Consider the following 23927-nt stretch of genomic DNA (forward strand, 5'->3'; position numbering starts at 1 on the left):
GAGCGGCTTTTGGACAAATAATTGCTGAGGAAGGCTCCATCTCAGGAAGAGGTGAAGAATGTCTACTAATATCACGCCCAATATATATTATTCCAATATTGCTTTATTGGTGAAGGTCCGACCCTAGAATCTTCTAATTCGGATGCTTGTTTAATATTTTTTGGAATCTATGAAAACGATAAATAGCAGTAAGCCAAAAAAGCCAGTGCTTTAACAAAAAAGCCTGGCTGATTCCCTTCTATTATTTAAAAGACGTCAGTAATTTCCATGACATTTTAGCAATGGCTAGATCACATAAAGGTAATAATGACTACTCCGTTGTCTGTACCGAAACCAGCTGCGTTAACTTGGTTCGTTCCGTTATTTCGCGAACCTCCTCCGCCGCCGCCAAAACAGCCAGCACCTGCCCAGCCAGAGGACTATTCTTTTATCCAGCAGGCAGCAATTTACTGAATATGAAAATACCCCTCTTGAAGGTCACATTATTCGACTTATCTGCTTGTACAATATGAAAAGTTAATCAATACAGACACGGCTTGTCTCACTGTTTTAAATAATAAGTTTTTTAAGATAATAAGTAATGAGAAAGTCAAATCCTTTCTTAGATTTATTTTCTAATCTCTTTTATTAAAAGGCTCTTATCTATTTCATAATGCCATCTTCACTCATATGATAGTAATTCAAGTGGATGGAAACTTTTTGGGTAATCCATTTATATAGAGGTGCGTGAAATGAAACTAATATTGCTGTCAGGAGGATCTGGGAAACGATTATGGCCGCTTTCCAATGACTCCAGATCTAAGCAATTTTTAAAAATACTCTCCCGTTCTGAAGATGAGCTGGAATCCATGGTGCAAAGAATCTGGCGACAATTAGAGTGGAATCAATTATTAAATAGTACGTATATCTCGACGAGTAAAACACAGGTGGATATTATACAAAGTCAATTAGGAACTCAAGTACCATTAATTATCGAACCTGAGCGGAGAGATACCTTTCCTGCAATCGCATTAGCAGCATCGTATTTGTATTCAATCATTGGTGTAAATCTAAACGAAGTCATTATTGTAATGCCTGTTGATCCTTTTGTAGAAAATCAATTTTTTAATAAAGTTAAAGAATTAGAGAATGTTATTTTGGAATCGAGTATGGATATCGCTTTAATTGGGGTAAATCCTGCCTATGCTTCGACAAAATATGGTTACATCATTCCTGAAAAAGCTGAAAAGAACTGTCAACAAGCACAAGAATATTTAAACGTAATCGGCTTTAAGGAAAAACCGATAGAAGAAATGGCAGAGCGCTTGGTGAAACAGCAGGCACTTTGGAACTGCGGTGTATTTGCCTTTAAATTGGGCTATATGATGAAACAGCTAGAAAAAAGGGGTCTTCCTACTCAATATGACCAAGTAATAGAACATTATAATAGTCTGCCGAAAATAAGCTTCGATTATGAAATTGTAGAGAAGGCAGAGCGAATTGCTGTTACCCCCTATAACGGCTATTGGAGAGACTTGGGGACTTGGAATACATTGACGGAGGAGATGCAGACAAATATCCTCGGCAGGGGTTCAATGAGCCATGATTGCATCAATACACATTTAATCAATGAATTAGATCTACCTGTGGTTGTATTGGGTACTTCTAATGTAGTTGTGGCAACAAGTCCTGATGGTATTTTGGTTTCAGAAAAATCTGTAAGCCATCACGTCAAAGAAATAGTAAAAGATTTCCATCAACGCCCTATGTATGAGGAGCGCCGTTGGGGGTGGTATCGCGTCTTGGAATACAACAAATCCGCTGAAGGAATAGAAGTACTGACAAAGCGATTATTCATATTGGCAGGGCATAACCTCAGCTATCAATATCATCATAACCGGAGTGAAGTATGGGTGGTAGTGGAAGGTGAAGGAGAATTTGTTCTTGATGATAAACTGTCTTATGTAAAAAAAGGCGATGTGCTAAAGATTCCTGTAGGGACAAGGCATGGAATTAAAGCAAGCAAAGATCTTGAAATTGTTGAGGTTCAAATGGGAAGTAAACTAGAAGAAGAAGATATTATTCGTTTATTTATGTCATGGGAAGAAATGAAGAAATCCCTTGAGAGTAAGTAAATTTCCTGTTTATTTGTCTTGAGAATAAGGTGAAATTGCCTGAACCTTCATGACCTCTTCATTTTTCTGGATTATCCAATCAATCCAAATCCCCATTTTGGATGGAACAACCTTATAAGGCGATAAATAAAAAAAAGAAAGAAAATCGATAACAGATTTTCTTTCTTTTTTTTATTTATCGTTTGGGTGTCAAATCAAGGATGTTTTCTAATTTAAATTGCAATAACATCTCCTTTTTAATAACGTCCTGAAGGATTCTTTCAGCACTAGCATTGATTGTAAGAAGATTAGATGCGGAAACCTCTTTGGGAGAAAGTTTTGTTTTTGTATGCTTTAATCTTCCGAGTACAAATTGAAGTTTTTCAGCCTCGGCATTAATGACGTGTGCAAGAGCTAACTCCTCAAGGGCAATGGAAGCCAGCAGCAATGTAATGGCCTGATCAGTGGTAACTGAAGGGAGTGGACTAATATTCGGAATATTGGCTTGAGACATTGTTATCACCTCATTTTCTTTAGCGCTGATGTTAGTTTATTTCCTCAGGTTAAAGAATGACACAACTATTTTTATGATGTTTGCTATGCAAAGTTATTTCATTAAAAAGCTCCCGGTTGGGCACGCCAATCGGGAGTAAGAGGAATATGAAGATATATATCTTATCATCGACTTAGAACGACTAAGTGAGGTGCTGCAAAACTAACTAACCTTAACCTCCTGGTCGTGGCGTGATAGCGATCAAATCAAGGATATTTTCAAACTTAAACTCTAGTAACATTTCCTTCTTGATCACATCACGAAGTGTTCTTTGAACACTTGTATTAATATCAATAAGATTAGTTATCGAAACCACTGCAGGAGAGAAAGTAGTTCTAGTAGGAGTTAAAGTTCCTAGAACTAATTGAAGTTTCTCTGCTTCAGCATTAATGATGTGTGCAAGAGCCAATTCCTCTAGGGCAACAGAAGCCAAAAGCAACGGAATCGTCTGCGAAGTCGTAACTGAAATAAGCGGCGTAATATTAGGAATATTAGCTTGGGACATTTTTTTCACCTCTTTTCTTTTAATCTTCTACATTGTATTGATTTCTCTCATTGAGGGGCACGGCCAATAAACTATTTTTATTATTGATCATATTTTTTTTGAAAATGGATCGTGAGCGCCTTTGCGATTAGTGTTTCATCATCGCAATCTTCCGTTAATGGACTAAATAGATCTTGCTGTTTCGCCATCAGTTCACGTAGAGCTTCTACGGGAGAAGCAAATGTTTTCGATTGACTTGCAGCCATTGCATAACACCTTGCAGCTTCCTCGATCTGTCCCAGTTTTTCGAGACAGCATCCTTTATAGTGTAATGCTTGAAAGCTGCCTACACCCTTTATGGTAAGATGCTGTAAATTCTCCTCTCCCATTTCGAGACAATCCTCAAACGTCTCCAATGCTTCTTTGAACATATCTTTCAAATATAAGATAATGCCTTTATAAAAATGTAAATCTACATAATCCGGATAAAGTATAAGCACTTTCTCAATACCTGGCCATGCTCCTTCGATGCTTCCAGTATTAATCAATATGGAATACTTTAATCGATATAAAAGCGAAGGCGGCGCCTGTAACCGTTTTAGGAAATCTTTAATGGAATGATTAACATGATCAAACGCTTTACTAAATTCCTGTTTATTGTAATATTCGCTGGCAATATGATAATGAATCCAAGGGTTATGGTCTTTTTGTTTCAGTTCTTCCAGTAACATTGTAAGATTCCGTTCAAATTTCTTTTTATTTTCAGTCACCGAAACCATATAACCATAATGGTGAACTTTAATTGGCACCGTTTTGATTATCAGACCATCCTCTGGAATCGTCAGAACCTCATCAGTGTTTATCATTTCATGGATTTTGCCAATAAATTTAAATCCTATATGATTTCGGAAAAGGCGAGTATGGGCAATATCGAAGGTTTTATCCGGTTCAGGGCGTTCGCCATAATAATTCATTAAATGAATGGATAAAATGTCTTCATCGGAATAAAGGATATCACGCAGTTTATAAACATCAGAAGATTCCAACTCCTCATCTGCATCCAACCATAAAATCCAATCCCCTGTTGCACGTTCTAAACCAAAGTTGCGGGCGTCAGCAAAGCTTTTGTTCCAGGGAAATTCGTAAACCTGTGCTCCAAATGATTTACAGATCTCAACTGTTCGGTCTGAAGATCCTGTATCTACTATAATGATTTCGTCTACAACCTTCTCTATACTGCTAAGGCAATTACCGATACAGTCCTCTTCATCTTTTACAATCATGCATAACGACAAACGTCGAAAGTCCATATTTCCTTTCACTCTCCTTATAAAAAAACTAAACCAATCATTTCCCATATTATGATTTTAACTAGGTAAAAGTGCGTTTTTGGAAACTTATTCAACGGTGTTCAATATACTGTGTAAGTGAAGAAAGAAAGAAAACACCATAACGAAGCTTGAGGTGGATACTGTTGAAAAAAGAAGCAATAAAAATTAACTGGGTCGGTCCTCAATTTGCCGGTCATAGTCTTGCAATTGTTAACAGGAATATTTGCAGGTTATTAAGCAAAGAACATTTGAATATTAAGAAAAAAATTCCTGATTTAGAAGCACCATTAGCACTCTCTAACAATGAAAAGCAAGAATTTTCGCCTTTTCCCGAATCAGACTTGACGATTTTCCATCAGTGGCCGCCAGATTGGGAAGCACCAAAAAGTAAGAAGTGGATTTGTATGCAACCTTGGGAATATGGCGCAATTCCCAGGACGTGGTATATTCCAATGAAGTATTGGGTGGATGAAGTCTGGGTTTATAGCAATTACAATAAGGAAAGCTACGTACGCTGCGGAATTCCAGAAAATAAAATTCACGTCATTCCGCTTGGGGTGGACGAGAAAGTTTTCCACACAGATGTGGAAGCACTGGATTTAAAACCTTCCTCTTTTCGATTCCTGTTTGTCGGAGGGACGATTGGACGTAAGGGAATTGATACCCTCGTTCAAGCATACCTAAATGAATTTACTGCGAATGATGATGTTTGTTTGTTTATTAAAGACACCGGCACCCAATCTTTTTATAAAGGAATCACGCTTGAAAAGATGATTCATGAAGCCATGTTAGATCCAAAAAATCCGCGGATTGTCTACATGGATCATGATATTTCAGAAACAGAGCTAGGTGGATTATATAAGGCGTGTGATTGTTTAGTTCATCCATACAGGGGAGAGGGTTTCGGGCTGACTATTGCAGAAGCTATGGCATGCGGAATTCCGGCGATTGTACCGGATAAAGGTTCATGTCAGGATTTTTGCAATGCTGAAACAGCATTTTTCGTACCCTCTAAGGAGGTTCTTTTATCAGAGAAAAAAGTAGGTGATCTGGATACAGTGGACTATCCATGGTGGCTGTCGATTGATCGGAACGACTTACAGCAGACAATGCGGTTCGCATATGAGAACCCATCAATGGTGAAGAAAAAGGGACAGGAAGCAAGCCAGCAGATTTTATCCTCCTTTACATGGAAAAAAAGCGCTCTTACAGTTTCTGAAAGAATCAGACAGTTATCTAATCAGAAATCAGGCCCGAAAACAGCAAACGAGGATATTATTAAAATGGAGATGGAGTATGGGAATGAACTTTATCAAAAAAATTTCATGGATGATGCATTGGGTATCTATCTGAACCTTCTTTCAGTATACCCCCTGACACTTATGGCGCGGTACAATGCAGCTATTATTTACATCCAACAAAAAAATTACACCGCTGCAATAAAACATCTTGTTTACTTTGCTGACAACATGGCGCAGCAAGATCATGACTTTCAGGAGAATATCCAGCTCATGATGAAATTCTGTTATGCACAGCTGTAGTCCTTTAGTGGATTATTTAATCACATGATAGGAAGGATAAAAGATGAAAATATTATATCTATCTGTTCATGAGGTATTAGAGTATGATGAGCTAAAAATATTTACTGAATTAGGATACGAATGTTATTCTCACGGTCAATATTCCCGTCCTCATAAAGGTAGCAGACTCCGCCCCCCCATTCCAGAAATGAAATTTGACCCGCATTTTGCTGATATGGTTGATCGTTATCCTCAAGATAATCTCCATCCTGAAATGATTGAAGATAAGGACATCATTATTGTTATGCATTCACCATCATTTATCATTAATAATTGGGAGAAAATTAAGCATAAGCGTGTCATTTGGAGGTCAATAGGCCAATCAGTTCCTGAAGTTGAAAATATTCTTCTTCCATATCGAGAGCAAGGGATGGAAATTGTTCGATACTCACCAAAGGAAAGATTGATTCCCGGTTATATTGGAGAAGATGCGGTAATCCGGTTCTACAAAGATCCAAAAGAGTATGATCATTGGACTGGCAATAAACTGAATGTCATCACTGTTAATCAGTTGATGAAGCAAAGGCCAATAGATTGTAACTATATTTTATTCCATCATGTTAGTAGAGGTCTTCCTGTAAAATTATTTGGTCCTGGAAATGAGGGAATACCTGAAAGTGCTGGATTGGTGACATATGAACAAATGAAAACGGAGATGAGAGAAAATCGCGCATTTTTTTATACAGGTACCAGAGTTACAAGTTATACGCTTGGATTTATCGAGGCATTTATGACAGGAATTCCTATTGTTTCAGTTTCAGAAATACAAGGGAATCATCCATTCCTTAATCAACGTACCTTTGAAGTTCATGAAATCATTGAGAATGGAAAAGAGGGGTTTGTTTCTGATAGTGTTCTAGAATTACGGAATTCATTAACTGAATTACTGAGCAATTATGAACTTGCGAAAGAAATAAGTAAAAATGCCAGGGCTAAGGCAATCCAGTTTTTCGGTAAAGATAACATAAAAGATCAATGGAAGAAATACTTGTCTAAAGAATAAAAGGCTATTATTTCGCAATCTTATTGGAGGAGATTATGAGTATTTTAAGTATGGATACCTTTTTTAAATTATTTGGCAGTGGTACCTACAATGGGGAAGTACCTTTTTACACACGTCCTTATGATGTTCCGGCGCTAATAGCCCTTTCACGAACTTTTTATCCTAAAACGGTTATTGAAATTGGAATACAACGTGGAGAAACAGCGAAATGTATTTTAGACAATAGCCCATGGATTGAAAAATATGTAGGGATAGATGTCATACCCACCTATATTACTCCGTTAGCCATTCAAAGGGGGGAAGTTCCTCAGATTGCAGGAGAGTGTGTTAAGGATGATCCAAGAGTAGAGTTGATTGTCAAACCGAATGGTTCACGGGATTTGGAACCATCCGATTTGCCGGCAGCAGACTTAATTTTCATTGATGGTGATCATTCCAGAGAGGGTGTGCTACAGGATACTCTTTTAGCCAGGGAAGTTATCAGAAAAGGTGGAATGATTTGCTGGCACGATTATGGAAACCATCTTGTACCTGGGGTAACGGAAGTAATTGATACTTTGAATATAATGGAAGGAGATCATATTTTTTTCGTTGAGGGTACGATGATTTGTTTTCAATTTTGCAGAGATGGCCGATAATTTGGCCGTTTATACCTTTTAGAAAGGAAGATCAGTGTATGACTCAGCCTTCAGGAATTATATGGGTAGGTCCTATAGGAGATTTGGGGGGATACGGTAATGTTACCAGGAATTATTTGCGAGCTTTGCAGCATATTGGACTACCGGTGCATTTAGTAAATACGGGTAGGATCCATAATGAAATTGGAGAAGAGGATATCAAGCTTCTGTCAAATTTTTTAACGGCAAGACAGGATCCGGGCGATAATCCAGTACTTGTGATTCATGGTACTGCAGAATCATTTATGGGGTTTGAAAAAGAAGGTTATTATAAAACAATTGGGATTACCTTGTTTGAAACAGACCGCATCCCCCTTCATTGGGCAAAGCTTTGTAATGATTTAGATGAGATTTGGGTTCCCACTCAATTTAATTATCAGACATTTACAGAATCCGGTGTTGATTCCTCAAAAGTTCAAGTAATACATTATCCAATAGAGGGCAGCACATACGCGAAACCATTCGACCCCTACCCTTTTTCTGCCGAAGTAAAGTCTTTTAAGTTTCTATATACTTTAGCCTTTGATTACCGCAAAGGGCTGGATTTGCTCATACAAAGCTATTGTAAGGAATTCTCTTCTTCGGATGACGTTAGCCTCATTTTAAAAATTAATGTTCCCGAATGGATTACTCAGGACAATATACTTGAATTATTAACCTCATATTTACCGAATAAGGAAAATAATCCCCATATTCATTTCATGATTGAAAACACTCCCCGGGAAGAATTGCTTTGTTTATATTCAAGCTGTGACTGCTATGTTTCCACTGAAAGGGCCTGCGGGTGGGGGATGCCTCAAATGGAGGTAATGGCAATGGGAAAACCGGTTATATCGATTAACTGGGGGGGAGTCACAGAATTTATGAACGATCATAATTGCTTTCTAATAGCACCGGAGCAAGAATTAGAGCCCGTACATCCTGAATTACAGCGCACAAGAAATATTCATTATTATGGACATAAATGGGCAAAGGTTAAAGAAGAAAACGTTCGAAAGGTTTTGCGGGAAGCGTTTGAAAATCATAAAAAAAGAGAAGACATTTCATTGCAGGCAAAACATGATATAGTAAATTATTTTTCTCCACAAGTCATTGCGGAGCAAATGAAGACCCGGTTATTTTCTTAATCTTTATATGAGGAACAAGACAAATAAGTCCGGTTCTTCAATATAAAGATTTTTTTTGTGTTAAAATGCACTTTTTTCTTAGGCAAAGGGAATAGAAGAAGCTCATAACCGCATAGATACTACATAGGAATTCTTACAGCAAAAATCAGGGGAGGATATCCATGAAAAGAACGCTCATTACGGGTATAACCGGCCAGGATGGTTCATATTTGGCAGAACTTCTTCTTGAAAAGGGATATAAGGTATATGGGTTAAAAAGAAGAACCTCGACAGAAACCTATGAGAATATTAAACATATACAAAAAGAAATTGAGTTTATATCCGGTGATTTGGCTGATTTATCATCATTGATACAGGCTGTGAAACTTTCTAAGCCGGATGAAGTTTATAACCTTGGTGCCCAATCCTTTGTAGCAGATTCATGGTCGCAGCCAGTTTATACGGCAGAGGTTACTGGTCTTGGGGCACTTCATATGCTGGAAGCAGTTAAGCAAGTAAAGCAGGAGGCACGTTTTTACCAGGCTTCAAGTTCTGAAATGTTTGGGAAGGTAGTAGAAACCCCTCAAACGGAAACGACTCCCTTTTACCCTCGAAGTCCTTATGGTGTAGCGAAAGTATATGGACATTGGATTACTGTCAATTATCGCGAGAGCTATGATTTATTTGCCTGTTCAGGAATTTTATTCAACCATGAATCACCAAGAAGAGGAATCCAATTTGTGACACGGAAAGTAACGGATGCTGCGGCGAGAATTAAACTCGGCCTGCAAACGGAGCTTCGCCTTGGAAATCTTGATGCAAAACGGGACTGGGGTTTTGCAGGTGATTATGTAAAAGCAATGTGGCTCATGCTTCAACAGGAAAAGCCGGACGATTTTGTGGTGGCAACCGGAAAGACTCATACAGTACGTGATCTTGTTGCAACTGCCTTTGATCATGTTGGCTTGAAATGGGGAGATTATGTTGTCCAGGATCCTGCATTTATGAGGCCGGCAGAAGTAGATTTGCTCCTCGGAAACCCCCAGAAAGCAAAAACAGAGTTGGGATGGGAGCCTAAGGTTTCCTTTGAGGACTTAGTAAAAATGATGGTAGACCATGATCTGAAAAAGTATGGTCAAACTACATGAAGGCATTGATTACGGGGATTACAGGCTTTGTCGGAAAACATCTTGAAGCCTTCTTGAAAGATAAAGCTGATGTATATGGAACATCAAGATCAAATAGAAGCGAAAAGCATATTTTTGAAGTGGATTTCAGTGAAGAAACAAAAATCATTGATCTAATCAATACCATTAAACCTACGCACATTTTCCACCTTGCCGGATTGAGTAATGTAAAGGACTCTTGGAACCACAAAGCTGACTTTATTCAGGGAAATGTGATTGGAACCATTCATTTATTGGAGGCTGTAAGAAAGACAGATAATCAAATAAAAGTTCTGACAGTTGGTTCTTCAGAGGAGTATGGACTTATTCCGAAAGGATTAGACAAAGTCACGGAGGAAACAGCATTACAACCAGTTAATCCATATGGAATCAGCAAGTCGGTGATTAGCATGCTTGTGAATTTATACCATAAGTCATATGGATTAAGCGTAACACATGCCAGGCCTTTTAATCATATCGGTCCAGGCCAAAGGCTAGGATTCGTTACATCTGATTTTGCCTATCAAATTGCTCTTATTAATAAAGGAATAACAAAAGATCCTGTCATCCAAATTGGGAATTTAAAAACAGCAAGGGATTTTACCGATGTAAGGGATATTGTGGAGGCTTATTACCATATCGCATGTTTCGGTGAAGCAGGGGAAGCTTATAATGTGTGTACAGGTCAAAGAGTTTATATTCACGATATACTTGAGATATTACTAAGTTTTACAGATAAAAAAATTAATCTAGAAGTTGATCCCAGCAGAATGAGAGTGGCAGATATCCCAAAATTAGTAGGAGCCTCTGAAAAGATATTCACATTAACGGGATGGAAACCGAAACGGAAACTGGCGGAAACATTAAGAGACATTTATGATTACTGGATAGAGATTATATGAAGTAATGCCCTATCTAATCTTCTTGTTCTCAATAAGAGTGGTTATAGGACAGTGAAGCAATACAAACGGGGAAACCGCGTTCAGCAAATTCGCGGTTTTCCGCATTTAGTTTACTATTTTACTAAAGGATTCCATCCTGAGGGACATATCGTATAAATGACAGTTTAAAAATTTATTATTTCCTAAACGATAAAAAAAGACAACTCTTTTGAGTTGTCCTTTTGTTGTGCCTGGCAACGTCCTACTCTCACAGGGACGCGTGTCCCAACTACCATCGGCGCTGAGAAGCTTAACTTCCGTGTTCGGTATGGGAACGGGTGTGACCTTCTCGCCTTAATTACCAGACTATAAAATTAGAGAGATCGTTCTCTCAAAACTAGATAATACAGAAGAAGTGTTGTAAAACTCAAGTTCGCTTTAAAAATTGTCCAGCTGCGGCTCCTAACTTCTCGGCCGTTTCGATCCGTCCCTTCAAATCCAAAACCAGGATTTGCAGTGCCGGCTCTCCAACGTCTGTCGAAGTTGACCAGTCGCCTCCGCTTTTCTATTTGGTTAAGTCCTCGAACGATTAGTATCAGTCAGCTCCACATGTCGCCACGCTTCCACCTCTGACCTATCAACCTGATCATCTTTCAGGGTTCTTACTAGCTTGACGCTATGGGAAATCTCATCTTGAGGGGGGCTTCATGCTTAGATGCTTTCAGCACTTATCCCGTCCGCACATAGCTACCCAGCGATGCCTTTGGCAAGACAACTGGTACACCAGCGGTGCGTCCATCCCGGTCCTCTCGTACTAAGGACAGCTCCTCTCAAATTTCCTGCGCCCACGACGGATAGGGACCGAACTGTCTCACGACGTTCTGAACCCAGCTCGCGTACCGCTTTAATGGGCGAACAGCCCAACCCTTGGGACCGACTACAGCCCCAGGATGCGATGAGCCGACATCGAGGTGCCAAACCTCCCCGTCGATGTGGACTCTTGGGGGAGATAAGCCTGTTATCCCCGGGGTAGCTTTTATCCGTTGAGCGATGGCCCTTCCATGCGGAACCACCGGATCACTAAGCCCGACTTTCGTCCCTGCTCGACTTGTAGGTCTCGCAGTCAAGCTCCCTTGTGCCTTTACACTCTACGAATGATTTCCAACCATTCTGAGGGAACCTTTGGGCGCCTCCGTTACTCTTTAGGAGGCGACCGCCCCAGTCAAACTGCCCACCTGACACTGTCTCCCACCCCGATCAGGGGTGCGGGTTAGAATTTCAATACAGCCAGGGTAGTATCCCACCGACGCCTCCACCGAAGCTAGCGCTCCGGCTTCTCAGGCTCCTACCTATCCTGTACAAGCTGTACCAAAATTCAATATCAGGCTACAGTAAAGCTCCACGGGGTCTTTCCGTCCTGTCGCGGGTAACCTGCATCTTCACAGGTACTATAATTTCACCGAGTCTCTCGTTGAGACAGTGCCCAGATCGTTACGCCTTTCGTGCGGGTCGGAACTTACCCGACAAGGAATTTCGCTACCTTAGGACCGTTATAGTTACGGCCGCCGTTTACTGGGGCTTCGATTCAGAGCTTCGCTTGCGCTAACCCCTCCTCTTAACCTTCCAGCACCGGGCAGGCGTCAGCCCCTATACTTCGCCTTGCGGCTTCGCAGAGACCTGTGTTTTTGCTAAACAGTCGCCTGGGCCTATTCACTGCGGCTCTTCGAGGCTATTCACCCCAAAGAGCACCCCTTCTCCCGAAGTTACGGGGTCATTTTGCCGAGTTCCTTAACGAGAGTTCTCTCGCTCACCTTAGGATTCTCTCCTCGCCTACCTGTGTCGGTTTGCGGTACGGGCACCTTTTATCTCGCTAGAGGCTTTTCTTGGCAGTGTGGAATCAGGAACTTCGGTACTAAATTTCCCTCGCTGTCACAGCTCAGCCTTCACGGTAAGCGGATTTTCCTACTTACCAGCCTAACTGCTTAGACGCGCATATCCAACAGCGCGCTTACCCTATCCTCCTGCGTCCCCCCATCACTCAAACGATAAAGAGGTGGTACAGGAATATCAACCTGTTGTCCATCGCCTACGCCTTTCGGCCTCGGCTTAGGTCCCGACTAACCCTGAGCGGACGAGCCTTCCTCAGGAAACCTTAGGCATTCGGTGGATGAGATTCTCACTCATCTTTCGCTACTCATACCGGCATTCTCACTTCTAAGCGCTCCACCAGTCCTTACGGTCTAGCTTCAACGCCCTTAGAACGCTCTCCTACCACTGACATCGTTGATGTCAATCCACAGCTTCGGTGATACGTTTAGCCCCGGTACATTTTCGGCGCAGAGTCACTCGACCAGTGAGCTATTACGCACTCTTTAAATGGTGGCTGCTTCTAAGCCAACATCCTGGTTGTCTAAGCAACTCCACATCCTTTTCCACTTAACGTATACTTTGGGACCTTAGCTGGTGGTCTGGGCTGTTTCCCTTTTGACTACGGATCTTATCACTCGCAGTCTGACTCCCACGGATAAGTCTTTGGCATTCGGAGTTTGTCTGAATTCGGTAACCCGATGAGGGCCCCTAGTCCAAACAGTGCTCTACCTCCAAGACTCTTACTACGTGAGGCTAGCCCTAAAGCTATTTCGGAGAGAACCAGCTATCTCCAAGTTCGATTGGAATTTCTCCGCTACCCACACCTCATCCCCGCACTTTTCAACGTGCGTGGGTTCGGGCCTCCATCCAGTGTTACCTGGACTTCACCCTGGACATGGGTAGATCACCTGGTTTCGGGTCTACGACCACATACTCATTCGCCCTATTCAGACTCGCTTTCGCTGCGGCTCCGTCTCTTCAACTTAACCTTGCATGGGATCGTAACTCGCCGGTTCATTCTACAAAAGGCACGCCATCACCCATTAACGGGCTCTGACTACTTGTAGGCACACGGTTTCAGGAACTATTTCACTCCCCTTCCGGGGTGCTTTTCACCTTTCCCTCACGGTACTGGTTCACTATCGGTCACTAGGGAGTATTTAGCCTTGGGAGATGGTCCTCCCTGCTTCCGACCGGATTTCTCGTGTCCGGCCGTACTCAGGATCCACTCAGGAGGGAACGAAGTTTCAACTACAGGGTTTTTACCTTCTATGACGGACCTTTCCAGATCGCTTCATTTACCCCGTTCCTTTGTAACTCCATGTTGAGTGTCCTACAACCCCAAGAGGCAAGCCTCTTGGTTTGGGCTATGTCCCATTTCGCTCGCCGCTACTCAGGGAATCGCGTTTGCTTTCTCTTCCTCCGGGTACTTAGATGTTTCAGTTCCCCGGGTATGCCATCCATACCCTATGTATTCAGGTAAAGATACTACTCCATTACGAGCAGTGGGTTTCCCCATTCGGAAATCTCCGGATCAAAGCTTACTTACAGCTCCCCGAAGCATATCGGTGTTAGTCCCGTCCTTCATCGGCTCCTAGTGCCAAGGCATTCACCGTGCGCCCTTTCTAACTTAACCTAAAAGGTTTGTTTCTCTTACTAAATAAGAGAGAAAACTAAAATGGCGATTACTCGATGTTTTACTTGCTTCTTCTTACGATTATCTAGTTTTCAAAGAACGAATGTTTTTGAGAGATTGTACTCTCAAAACTAAACAAACAAAAAGCGGTCAACTTCTTATCAGTCCGAAAGGACTGCATTATCCTTAGAAAGGAGGTGATCCAGCCGCACCTTCCGATACGGCTACCTTGTTACGACTTCACCCCAATCATCTGTCCCACCTTAGGCGGCTGGCTCCTTACGGTTACCCCACCGACTTCGGGTGTTACAAACTCTCGTGGTGTGACGGGCGGTGTGTACAAGGCCCGGGAACGTATTCACCGCGGCATGCTGATCCGCGATTACTAGCGATTCCGGCTTCATGTAGGCGAGTTGCAGCCTACAATCCGAACTGAGAATGGTTTTATGGGATTGGCTAGGCCTCGCGGCTTTGCTGCCCTTTGTACCATCCATTGTAGCACGTGTGTAGCCCAGGTCATAAGGGGCATGATGATTTGACGTCATCCCCACCTTCCTCCGGTTTGTCACCGGCAGTCTCCTTAGAGTGCCCAACTGAATGCTGGCAACTAAGAACAAGGGTTGCGCTCGTTGCGGGACTTAACCCAACATCTCACGACACGAGCTGACGACAACCATGCACCACCTGTCACTCTGTCCCCCGAAGGGGAACGTCCTATCTCTAGGAGTGTCAGAGGATGTCAAGACCTGGTAAGGTTCTTCGCGTTGCTTCGAATTAAACCACATGCTCCACCGCTTGTGCGGGCCCCCGTCAATTCCTTTGAGTTTCAGCCTTGCGGCCGTACTCCCCAGGCGGAGTGCTTAATGCGTTAGCTGCAGCACTAAGGGGCGGAAACCCCCTAACACTTAGCACTCATCGTTTACGGCGTGGACTACCAGGGTATCTAATCCTGTTTGCTCCCCACGCTTTCGCGCCTCAGCGTCAGTTACAGACCAGAAAGCCGCCTTCGCCACTGGTGTTCCTCCACATCTCTACGCATTTCACCGCTACACGTGGAATTCCGCTTTCCTCTTCTGCACTCAAGTCCCCCAGTTTCCAATGACCCTCCACGGTTGAGCCGTGGGCTTTCACATCAGACTTAAAGGACCGCCTGCGCGCGCTTTACGCCCAATAATTCCGGACAACGCTTGCCACCTACGTATTACCGCGGCTGCTGGCACGTAGTTAGCCGTGGCTTTCTGGTTAGGTACCGTCAAGGTACCGGCAGTTACTCCGATACTTGTTCTTCCCTAACAACAGAGCTTTACGACCCGAAGGCCTTCATCGCTCACGCGGCGTTGCTCCATCAGACTTTCGTCCATTGTGGAAGATTCCCTACTGCTGCCTCCCGTAGGAGTCTGGGCCGTGTCTCAGTCCCAGTGTGGCCGATCACCCTCTCAGGTCGGCTACGCATCGTCGCCTTGGTGAGCCGTTACCTCACCAACTAGCTAATGCGCCGCGGGCCCATCTGTAAGTGACAGCCAAAACCGTCTTTCAGTTTTTCTTCATGTGAAGAAAAAGATTATCCGGTATTAGCACCGGTTTCCCGGTGTTATCCCAGTCTTACAGGCAGGTTGCCCACGTGTTACTCACCCGTCCGCCGCTAACTAACAGGAGCAAGCTCCTGTTAGTCCGCTCGACTTGCATGTATTAGGCACGCCGCCAGCGTTCGTCCTGAGCCAGGATCAAACTCTCCAAGAAAGTTGATATAGCTCATAAATGTTACGTTGGCTTAGTTTCGTAAGAAACTAATAATTTATTGTTTGTTGACGTTTTTGTTTGTTTAGTTTTCAAAGGACAATTCCACTTTTTAATGAAGCGACAAGAAATATAATACCATATTCACTTAATTAATGTCAACACATAATTTCAATTTATTATGTTTGCCACTCGTAAAGGAACTTTCTTATCTTAGCACTTAGGGGCACAAAGGTCTACATGTAATATTTTACAATTTATAAATAAACAAATTAGTCCATAACCTCAGCAGGCATTTGTTCAGCGTATAGTGACTTTCAATCATCCTAGATTTTTTGAAAAGCCAGCGCTCATATTCCTTCTAGCACTCACATAAAATGGACAAGGAAGGATTGTCCTAGGGAGGGTATAACGTGGAATTCATATATATACATTATCGGATTATTTCCGTTTCTAGATGAAGAAATCACTAATAACCTATTTCTGCTTACTTTTTGGCGCTGCCATACAAGGGATGTCCATGTCCTTATTTTTATTTCCCCACTCCATTCCTTCCGGCGGGGCTGCTGGCATTGCGATTTTAATGAATCATTGGTTTAATTTTTCACTCGGTTTATCTTTGTGGATAGCCAATATTGTTTTTTTATTTTTTGCTATACGATATTTTGGGTACACCTGGACATTTAGAACCATTCTTTCTGTTGCCATTACATCTACTACAGTTAACCTCCTAACCGCATATGTTCCTCACCACCATATCCATTTAGTAATAGATATTATGGCAGGGAGTGTTTTTTTTGGCATAGGTGTCGGTCTCCTTATCCGAGCTGGCGCGTCTAGCGGAGGAATGGTTATTCCGGCCTTAATGATAGCTTCCTATAAGAATTGGAGCCCCGGAAAGGTAATGATGGGGATTAACTTTTTAATTTTCTTGTTAACTGCTCTTGTGATTGATTATAAAATTGTGATCTTCGCTATTATTTGTCAGTTTTTTTCTACCAATATCATTGATTATATTTATGAATTAAAATTCCAAAAGATAAGGATCTTTACGACAAACTGGCGAAAAAGATAAGGAGATCCTAAAGAATCTTCTTATCTTTCAAATAGGCTAATACCTTATTAACAGACTCCTCGATTGACATTTTATCCGTGTCGATGATAATTTCCGGATTGATTGGAGCTTCATAGGGGGATGATATACCTGTGAATTCAGGAATTTCTCCTGTTCGCGCCTTTTTATATAAACCCTTTGGATCACGGCCCTCACAGACTTGAAGGGGACAATTTAAATAAATTTCAACAAATTCTCCCGGTTCAAACATTTTGCGGACAAGTTCCCGATCTTCAAGAAAGGGTGAAATAAAGGCGGAAGAAACAATTTGGCCGCTGTCGACAAAAAGTTTGGCTACTTCCCCAATTCTGCGAATATTTTCTTTGCGGTCCTCTGGCAAAAAGCTTAAATCACGGTTTAGTCCTTGGCGGATATTATCCCCGTCCAAAATATAGCTCCGATATTGTTCTTGATAGAATGTATGGTCAACCGCATTCGCTAATGTTGATTTTCCAGAACCTGATAATCCTGTAAACCAGAGCAGGCAACTTTTGTGACCATTCAAACGGATCCGGTCTTTTTTTGTAATCGTTGTGTGGTGCCAGGTGATATTACCTTGTTTCTTCATTTCCTTCACCCTTTAGTTTTTGGCTAAACAGCAGCACTCTCCCCAGTCTTACCGACTAGCCAATGGTTGTGTTTTTATTTAAGTACATTTCCCTCATACCCTGAATGAGTGTTTCTACTACTTCTGGACGACTAAATTCTTTTGGCGGCATGACGCCATTTTTTAACATACCTCGAACGGCTGTACCTGATAACGTGACATGGTCTTTCCGGTCATGTGGACAAGTCTTCTCGGATGCCATATTTTCACATTTCCTGCAGTAAAAACTGTTCTCAAAAAAGAGTGGTTTAATGCCTAATTCTTCTTCACTAAAATGACTGAAAATCTTTTGAGCATCATAGGTTCCGTAATAGTTTCCTACTCCAGCATGATCTCTTCCCACAATGAAATGGGTACATCCATAATTTTTCCGGACAATCGCATGAAAAACGGCCTCTCTTGGTCCTGCATAGCGCATCGCAGCAGGGAAGACAGACAAGAAGACTCGGTCTTGCGGATAATAATTTTCGAGTAACACCTGATAGCTTTTCATGCGGATTTCACTTGGAATGTCATCTGATTTTGTTTCTCCGACAAGCGGATTCAAGAAAAGACCATCAACGATTTCTAAAGCGGATTTTTGAATGTATTCATGCGCTCGATGAACAGGGTTTCTCGTTTGGAAACCGACGATCGTGTTCCATCCTAATGATTGAAACATCCGCCTTGTTTGAATGGGATCCAAATAAAAGCTTTCAAACGAACTCTTTTCCGGTCTTTTGATAAGGGTAATAGGTCCAGTTAGATATATTTCAGGCCGATCGAATAGCTTTTTAACTCCCGGGTGTTGCGGATCAGTCGTTTGATAGACCTTTTCAGCTTCTACTTTCTTATCAGGACGATATATCTCTTTAACCATCATGACACCATAAACGGTTCCCTCATGACTAAGGTTGATTGTTTCACCAATTTTGATTTGTTTGGCTTTAGTAAAATCCACCGCTAAGGTAATAGGGATCGACCACGGTAACCCGCTCGCCAACCTCATATGATGAACAACGGCATGATAATCTTCTTTTCCCATAAACCCTTCAAGCGGGCTATACGCTCCGTTTGCAATTAACTCTACATCACTTAATGCTACTTTATCGAGTTCCACCACGTTTCGAATATGCTCTTTTGAAAAATTAGCATCGATTCGGTTAACCAATTTGCCGCCATGCGGCATGATCCCACCCATTATTTTTCCTCCCTAAATCTCCAAAATGATATAGTCTTCCGTATACCTATCCTTCATGGAGACCGCATTCTGTTTTTGCAATACCTGCCCATCGGCCCGCACGGAGATCCCCAGTATTCGTTACTGAATGGGTACATGGAGCACAGCCAATGCTTGGATAGCCTTGATCGTGCAATGGGTTATAGGGAAGCTCATGTAAATGAATATAGGTCATGATCTCCTCCCATGACCAATGAATTAGAGGACAGATTTTTACTTTTTGAAATTTTTCATCCTTATTAATATATTCGGTGTTACTTCTTGTGGGGGATTGATCTCTTCTTAAACCAGAGATCCACGCGGATACGTCGGATAATGCTTCCTTCAAGGGGACAACCTTTCTCATATGGCAGCATAGGTTAGGATTAACACTCCATAGCTCTTCTCCATACCATTTTGCTTGATCATCCAAATTCATCCTTGGTTTTAACATGGTGATTTGCAGTGAAGGGTAACGTTCTTTTACTTTTTCTATTAATTCATATGTTTCTCGAAAATGCAGTCCCGTATCGAGAAAAATGATCTTTGCCTGTTTATTTACCTTATGGATTAAATCAATTAACACGATACCCTCGGCACCAAAGCTGCAGGAATAAACGATATCATCTTGATACTCCTGATAGGCCCATTTTAAAACATCTAAAAAATCAGGTTTACTCTTCATAAAGGAGGCTATTTTGTTTTCATCCCAATTTTTATAGGTTACTGTTTCAGACAATCTTCACCCCTCCGTTTCTCCATTTACCTTGCAGGATCTACTTCTAACGTAATACAAGCATTATTTTCAACGGTGATTTTATTCATTTTATTAACATCCTGGTGTTGGGCATATGAAACGAATGCTCTGATCCATGAACCGTGTCCAAACACTAAAATATGATCAAATGCCTGATACTTCTCTAAAAACAGCAAAATCCGCTCTTCTAGTTGTGTAATGCTCTCCCCTAGAATCAACTCCCTTGGGTTTTCAAACCACTGTTCACCATACTCCTCAATCAGGTTTTCCTTCGGTCGTCCTTCAAAGGGTCCGAAATCAAGCTCATCTAATAATCCTTCTGTTTCAGCTTGGAAGCCATAAAGTTGGGCTGTCTGATGTGTTCGTCTTAATGTACTCGCCAACACTAAATCAATCGGTGGCAGTTCCTTCAGGAGTTGCTGATTTTGAAAAATTTTCGAGTGAAAATCCTTGGTAACAGGAGCAAGTTCAATGTCCCTCCTCCCTTGAAGCCAAGTTTTTTTATTCCACTCTGTGGGGAGATGTCTGATTAAGGTAATTTGCATTCTCGGTCCTCCAAAAAAAATGTCTCACTCCTTAGACCTCTTCGTTGAGATTCCAAGACTAGAACATCATGAAGTTTCACATTTCCTAAATTAACATTTGCACCAATTTCCTTAATGAAATACATTTGTTGTTTTGCTGTAGGTGCTTCGAAAATAATATGTTTGAAATCTATTTCAGTAAGCAATTCATGAATTAACTCGGATTTAACATTGCCGCATTGCTCATAAATCCCTGATGTACCAGAATCTCTGCCTTCCGTAATGACGTAATCACAACCAGCATGTAACAGGAGCTTCATTTCTTCCTTCCAGTCTGAGATGGGCATTTCCATATTCGAATCCTTTGAACCCACTTCAGCAATGATATGAAAATCATTCTTGATTTGAGAAATCAATTCGAGTCGATCATAGAGAGGAATATCTAACGTTCCATTTGATATTTCAAGCCATTCAATCCCTAAACTCCGTAATTGCATTAAATACTCAGGGATTTTATTTTGGTGATAGCATTTCTCAAACAACGTGCCCCCACAATATGTCTTAATATCGTACTCCTTATAAAGATTCACTTTATCCATTAAATTAGGGGTTACATAGGCAGAACCAATTCCAATTTTGGCTATATCAATGATGTCACCAAAATCAGCTAAAATATTATTTAATTCACCTAACGGAGTTCCAAAATCGATGACCGATGTTAAACCGTAGGTTCGTCTCCCTGATGTCCTCTCTGGCAATGTTAAAAAATTCATAGGCAATACGCCTCCCCTATTTTTCTAGGATAGATTATTCAAAAATCCGCCTATGGTGAAAATAATGGGCTTTTTTCCTAGAAATTAGGCACTTGTCATGTATAAACAACGTGTCATGGCCAAACAATAAAAAAGCTTAAACTCACAGTGAGGGGTGTACATTCATTGCCAAAGCAAAAACCCAATGGCTTGACGATTTTTGCAATCGGTTCAATCCCACTTATTTTAGTGTTAGGAAACTCTATGCTAATCCCAATTCTCCCGAAAATGAAAACGGAACTTAATATTAGTCAATTTCAGACCAGCCTCATTATCTCTGCCTTTTCAATTGCAGCGGCGATCTCGATTCCCATTTTAGGATACTTATCTGATCGATTTTCCCGGAAGGCCGTCATTATCCCTGCACTTATTTTTTACGGAGCCGGCGGATTATTAGCCGGGGCTGCTGCTGCTTGGTTCGCTAACTCCTATACGTGGATTCTGGCGGGAAGAATTTTGCAAGGAATCGGCGCCGCTGGCACAGCTCCAATCGCCATGGCGTTAGCCGGGGATTTATTTAAAGGGGCAGAACAGAGCAAGGTCTTAGGTTTAGTGGAAGCTTCCAATGGGTTGGGAAAGGTTGTTAGCCCCATTATTGGTTCCCTTTTAGCCCTGCTCTTTTGGTATGCAGCCTTTTTTGCCTTCCCTATTTTCTGCTTCCTTTCTATCCTGCTAACTATCTTTTTTATAAAAGAGAAGAAAGCGGAAAAAGAGCCTCCACCAGTTGGAAAATATGTAAAGGGGCTTATATCCGTTTTTAAAACAGAAGGACGCTGGTTATTCGCAGCCTATTTAACAGGAGCCTCCTGTTTATTTACATTATTTGGCATTTTGTTTTATATTTCTGACATTCTTGAAAAGGACCATCAAATCGACGGGCTATTAAAAGGAGCCATTTTAGCAATCCCACTCTTATTTATGACCTCCACCTCTTATTTAACCGGAAGTCATATCGGGAAAAAAATGAAGCGAATGAAAACGTTAATTGTAATCGGCTGTCTCCTCATGACCGCTTCGTTTGCATCACTGGTATTTTTCACAAAACTGCTTCCCTTCTTTGCTGTACTTATCGTCAGTAGTATTGGAACGGGCCTCGTTCTTCCCTGTATAAATAGTTTTATTACTGGCTCCGTTCCATCCGACCGCCGAGGATTTGTAACCTCGTTATATGGCTCGGTTCGATTTTTAGGGGTGGCAATTGGCCCGCCTATATTCAGTACGTTAATGGTATGGTCTCGGGCTGGAATGTTTTTATCAACGGCTGGTTTAACCCTGTTATGCGGATTACTTTGTCTCATGTTAATTCGTGTAGCGAAAAAGGAACCCACAGAAGAAAATGACTCTTTGTTTGAAAAATTGTCCTTTTCTTAGTGGAGTGGCTAGTGCCAGGCAGCTAAATACACCAATCGTTCGGCATAAAATCTAGACAGAGAGGAGTAGATCTGTTTGCAAATATTTTTTTCACCTGAGGTCATAACCCCACAATTTCAAGTTTTAAATGTAGTGGATTCTAATAATAAAGGAGTCGGAAATGTCGCCTTTTTATTTGATGAAAAAAAGCTGTTTGTTTATGGAATTTTAGAAGAGGAAGAAGTGGGTGCTGATTTTAGAGACTTAGTTACACCTTATATAAAGGGATTAGCAAAAGCAAAGCCTGGACTCGATATATTCTCTTGTTTATATGTTGGATGTAAGAAAATAAAACTGAATAACGAAGAACAAAAATAAGAAAAGCGGAAGCGCCCTGGTCAGCGGCGTATGGCCTCCTCGGAAAAGCTAACGCTTTCCCTTCGTGCGATGCCAATGCTGCCGAAGCCTTCCTTGTGGAGCGCTCCAACTGAGATAAGGCTCAACTAACAATCAGCGAACGTTCTTCTCGCTGATTGTTAGTTGAGCCGATCGGGTGCTTACGGGCAGTTAAGAATCTACTGCCCGTTAAACGCGATAAAGGAAACACGAAGAGCCGAAGGCGATTCGATGTTGACTTATCGTAGGGCGGAGAGCGAAGGACACTAGCCGCTAGGGCGCTGGAGCTGGACATTTCTCAAAGCCAAAACTTATAAATCTTATTTGATGAAAAAAACATGTCCTTCTCTTGGAAAAAGCAACATATACTGTGGTGTGTTGGTTTATTTCAGGAGGTAGTTATGTTTATTATCTTAGAAAAGGCAGTATTAGGGATGGCTTTTTTACGATTAATATCTGGGAGTATTGAAATCTTCGCAGCCATTTTAATGTTAAAGTTTAATTCTGTTGAAAAGGCTTTGATGATTAATTCCTCACTCGCTCTCGTTGGACCGATTATCTTAATTTTAACTACCACCATCGGGCTAGCAGGGATTGTTGGGGATATTTCCGTTATGAAAATTGTATGGATTTTTCTTGGTGTAGCTTTTATTTTTGTAGGGGTACGGTGGTGACTTAAAAAAATAATGTCAACCTTCTTAATTATTTTCTTCATAAAAAAAGACAACCCAATACAGGTTGTCTTTTTGTTGTGCCTGGCAACGTCCTACTCTCACAGGGACGCGTGTCCCAACTACCATCGGCGCTGAGAAGCTTAACTTCCGTGTTCGGTATGGGAACGGGTGTGACCTTCTCGCCTTAATTACCAGACTATAAAATTAGAGAGATCGTTCTCTCAAAACTAGATAATGCAGAAGAAGTGTTGTAAAACTCAAGTTCGCTTTAAAAATTGTCCAGCTGCGGCTCCTAACTTCTCGGCCGTTTCGATCCGTCCCTTCAAATCCAAAACCAGGATTTGCAGTGCCGGCTCTCCAACGTCTGTCGAAGTTGACC

General features: G+C 41.6%; 20 protein-coding genes and 4 rRNA genes. 12 read left to right on the plus strand and 12 right to left on the minus strand.

Going from position 1 to position 23927, the window contains the following annotated elements; all coding sequences use genetic code 11:
* The first annotated feature begins 306 nt into the window (after positions 1–306).
* Positions 307–453, plus strand: a complete 147-nt coding sequence (locus tag AC3ANL_RS24680; RefSeq protein ID WP_488326950.1) for a hypothetical protein — start codon at positions 307–309, stop codon at positions 451–453.
* Positions 454–731: 278 nt separating this feature from the next.
* Positions 732–2114, plus strand: a complete 1383-nt coding sequence (locus AC3ANL_RS24685) for a sugar phosphate nucleotidyltransferase (protein WP_488326951.1) — start codon at positions 732–734, stop codon at positions 2112–2114.
* Between the two features lie 175 nt (positions 2115–2289).
* On the opposite strand, the gene AC3ANL_RS24690 is transcribed toward AC3ANL_RS24685, so the two are convergent.
* The 3 genes from AC3ANL_RS24690 to AC3ANL_RS24700 all read right to left on the minus strand — a co-directional run bounded on the left by AC3ANL_RS24690 (position 2290) and on the right by AC3ANL_RS24700 (position 4440).
* The gene (locus AC3ANL_RS24690) at positions 2290–2607 is read right to left on the minus strand and encodes an alpha-helical endospore appendage domain-containing protein (protein ID WP_488326952.1); all 318 of its coding nucleotides are present in this window, start codon (positions 2605–2607) and stop codon (positions 2290–2292) included.
* A 211-nt stretch (positions 2608–2818) separates the two neighbouring features.
* Positions 2819–3151: an alpha-helical endospore appendage domain-containing protein gene (locus AC3ANL_RS24695; RefSeq protein ID WP_488326953.1), complete on the minus strand. Its 333-nt coding sequence runs from the start codon at positions 3149–3151 to the stop codon at positions 2819–2821.
* Positions 3152–3231: 80 nt separating this feature from the next.
* Entirely contained in the window at positions 3232–4440 is a 1209-nt protein-coding gene (locus AC3ANL_RS24700; protein ID WP_488326954.1) for a glycosyltransferase, read from the minus strand.
* A gap of 164 nt (positions 4441–4604) precedes the next feature.
* On the opposite strand from AC3ANL_RS24700, the gene AC3ANL_RS24705 reads away from it, so the two are divergent.
* The 6 genes from AC3ANL_RS24705 (at position 4605) to AC3ANL_RS24730 (ending at position 10895) form a co-directional block, all read left to right on the plus strand.
* Positions 4605–6002: a glycosyltransferase gene (locus AC3ANL_RS24705; protein ID WP_488326955.1), complete on the plus strand. Its 1398-nt coding sequence runs from the start codon at positions 4605–4607 to the stop codon at positions 6000–6002.
* Positions 6003–6045: 43 nt separating this feature from the next.
* A complete protein-coding gene (locus AC3ANL_RS24710; protein ID WP_488326956.1) occupies positions 6046–7044 on the plus strand; it encodes a glycosyltransferase in 999 nt (332 codons plus the stop codon).
* Positions 7045–7079: 35 nt separating this feature from the next.
* Positions 7080–7682, plus strand: coding sequence for a class I SAM-dependent methyltransferase (locus tag AC3ANL_RS24715; RefSeq protein WP_488326957.1), 603 nt, complete (start codon positions 7080–7082; stop codon positions 7680–7682).
* A gap of 38 nt (positions 7683–7720) precedes the next feature.
* Entirely contained in the window at positions 7721–8848 is a 1128-nt protein-coding gene (locus AC3ANL_RS24720) for a glycosyltransferase (protein ID WP_488326958.1), read from the plus strand.
* A 161-nt stretch (positions 8849–9009) separates the two neighbouring features.
* A complete protein-coding gene (gmd, locus tag AC3ANL_RS24725) occupies positions 9010–9975 on the plus strand; it encodes a GDP-mannose 4,6-dehydratase (protein ID WP_488326959.1) in 966 nt (321 codons plus the stop codon).
* Complete coding sequence (locus AC3ANL_RS24730) at positions 9972–10895, plus strand: GDP-mannose 4,6-dehydratase (RefSeq protein ID WP_488326960.1); 924 nt, start codon at positions 9972–9974, stop codon at positions 10893–10895. The genes gmd and AC3ANL_RS24730 overlap by 4 nt, the downstream gene beginning before the upstream one ends.
* A 228-nt stretch (positions 10896–11123) precedes the next feature.
* Here AC3ANL_RS24730 and rrf (AC3ANL_RS24735) read toward each other — a convergent pair.
* The 3 genes from rrf (AC3ANL_RS24735) to AC3ANL_RS24745 all read right to left on the minus strand — a co-directional run bounded on the left by rrf (AC3ANL_RS24735) (position 11124) and on the right by AC3ANL_RS24745 (position 16119).
* Positions 11124–11240, minus strand: a 5S ribosomal RNA gene (rrf, locus tag AC3ANL_RS24735).
* 203 nt (positions 11241–11443) lie between these two features.
* Positions 11444–14379: ribosomal RNA gene (locus AC3ANL_RS24740) — 23S ribosomal RNA — on the minus strand.
* Between the two features lie 190 nt (positions 14380–14569).
* Positions 14570–16119, minus strand: a 16S ribosomal RNA gene (locus AC3ANL_RS24745).
* Together the 16S, 23S and 5S rRNA genes form the textbook arrangement of a ribosomal RNA operon.
* Positions 16120–16636: 517 nt before the next feature.
* On the opposite strand from AC3ANL_RS24745, the gene AC3ANL_RS24750 reads away from it, so the two are divergent.
* Positions 16637–17191: a YitT family protein gene (locus AC3ANL_RS24750; RefSeq protein WP_488326961.1), complete on the plus strand. Its 555-nt coding sequence runs from the start codon at positions 16637–16639 to the stop codon at positions 17189–17191.
* Positions 17192–17198: 7 nt separating this feature from the next.
* Here the strand turns inward: AC3ANL_RS24750 and cysC are convergent, their stop codons facing one another.
* The 5 genes from cysC to AC3ANL_RS24775 form a co-directional block, all read right to left on the minus strand.
* A complete protein-coding gene (gene cysC / locus AC3ANL_RS24755; protein WP_488326962.1) occupies positions 17199–17798 on the minus strand; it encodes an adenylyl-sulfate kinase in 600 nt (199 codons plus the stop codon).
* Positions 17799–17853: 55 nt separating this feature from the next.
* Positions 17854–19017 (minus strand): sulfate adenylyltransferase, encoded by a 1164-nt coding sequence (sat, locus tag AC3ANL_RS24760; RefSeq protein ID WP_488326963.1) that lies wholly within the window; start codon positions 19015–19017, stop codon positions 17854–17856.
* A gap of 46 nt (positions 19018–19063) precedes the next feature.
* A complete protein-coding gene (locus AC3ANL_RS24765) occupies positions 19064–19720 on the minus strand; it encodes a phosphoadenylyl-sulfate reductase (RefSeq protein WP_488329828.1) in 657 nt (218 codons plus the stop codon).
* Between the two features lie 77 nt (positions 19721–19797).
* On the minus strand, positions 19798–20337 hold the full coding sequence (locus AC3ANL_RS24770; protein WP_488326964.1) for a histidine phosphatase family protein: 540 nt from the start codon (positions 20335–20337) through the stop codon (positions 19798–19800).
* Complete coding sequence (locus tag AC3ANL_RS24775) at positions 20322–21089, minus strand: phosphosulfolactate synthase (RefSeq protein ID WP_488326965.1); 768 nt, start codon at positions 21087–21089, stop codon at positions 20322–20324. Before AC3ANL_RS24775 ends, AC3ANL_RS24770 begins: the two co-directional genes overlap by 16 nt.
* Before the next feature lie 165 nt (positions 21090–21254).
* On the opposite strand from AC3ANL_RS24775, the gene AC3ANL_RS24780 reads away from it, so the two are divergent.
* The 3 genes from AC3ANL_RS24780 (at position 21255) to AC3ANL_RS24790 (ending at position 23548) form a co-directional block, all read left to right on the plus strand.
* The gene (locus AC3ANL_RS24780) at positions 21255–22499 is read left to right on the plus strand and encodes an MFS transporter (RefSeq protein WP_488326966.1); all 1245 of its coding nucleotides are present in this window, start codon (positions 21255–21257) and stop codon (positions 22497–22499) included.
* A 75-nt stretch (positions 22500–22574) separates the two neighbouring features.
* Positions 22575–22856, plus strand: coding sequence for a hypothetical protein (locus AC3ANL_RS24785; protein WP_488326967.1), 282 nt, complete (start codon positions 22575–22577; stop codon positions 22854–22856).
* 419 nt (positions 22857–23275) lie between these two features.
* On the plus strand, positions 23276–23548 hold the full coding sequence (locus AC3ANL_RS24790) for a YqhV family protein (RefSeq protein WP_488326968.1): 273 nt from the start codon (positions 23276–23278) through the stop codon (positions 23546–23548).
* A 79-nt stretch (positions 23549–23627) separates the two neighbouring features.
* On the opposite strand, the gene rrf (AC3ANL_RS24795) is transcribed toward AC3ANL_RS24790, so the two are convergent.
* Positions 23628–23744: ribosomal RNA gene (gene rrf, locus AC3ANL_RS24795) — 5S ribosomal RNA — on the minus strand.
* Between the last annotated feature and the right edge of the window lie 183 nt (positions 23745–23927).

The sequence above is a fragment of the Neobacillus sp. DHD-1R genome, assembly GCF_057747995.1.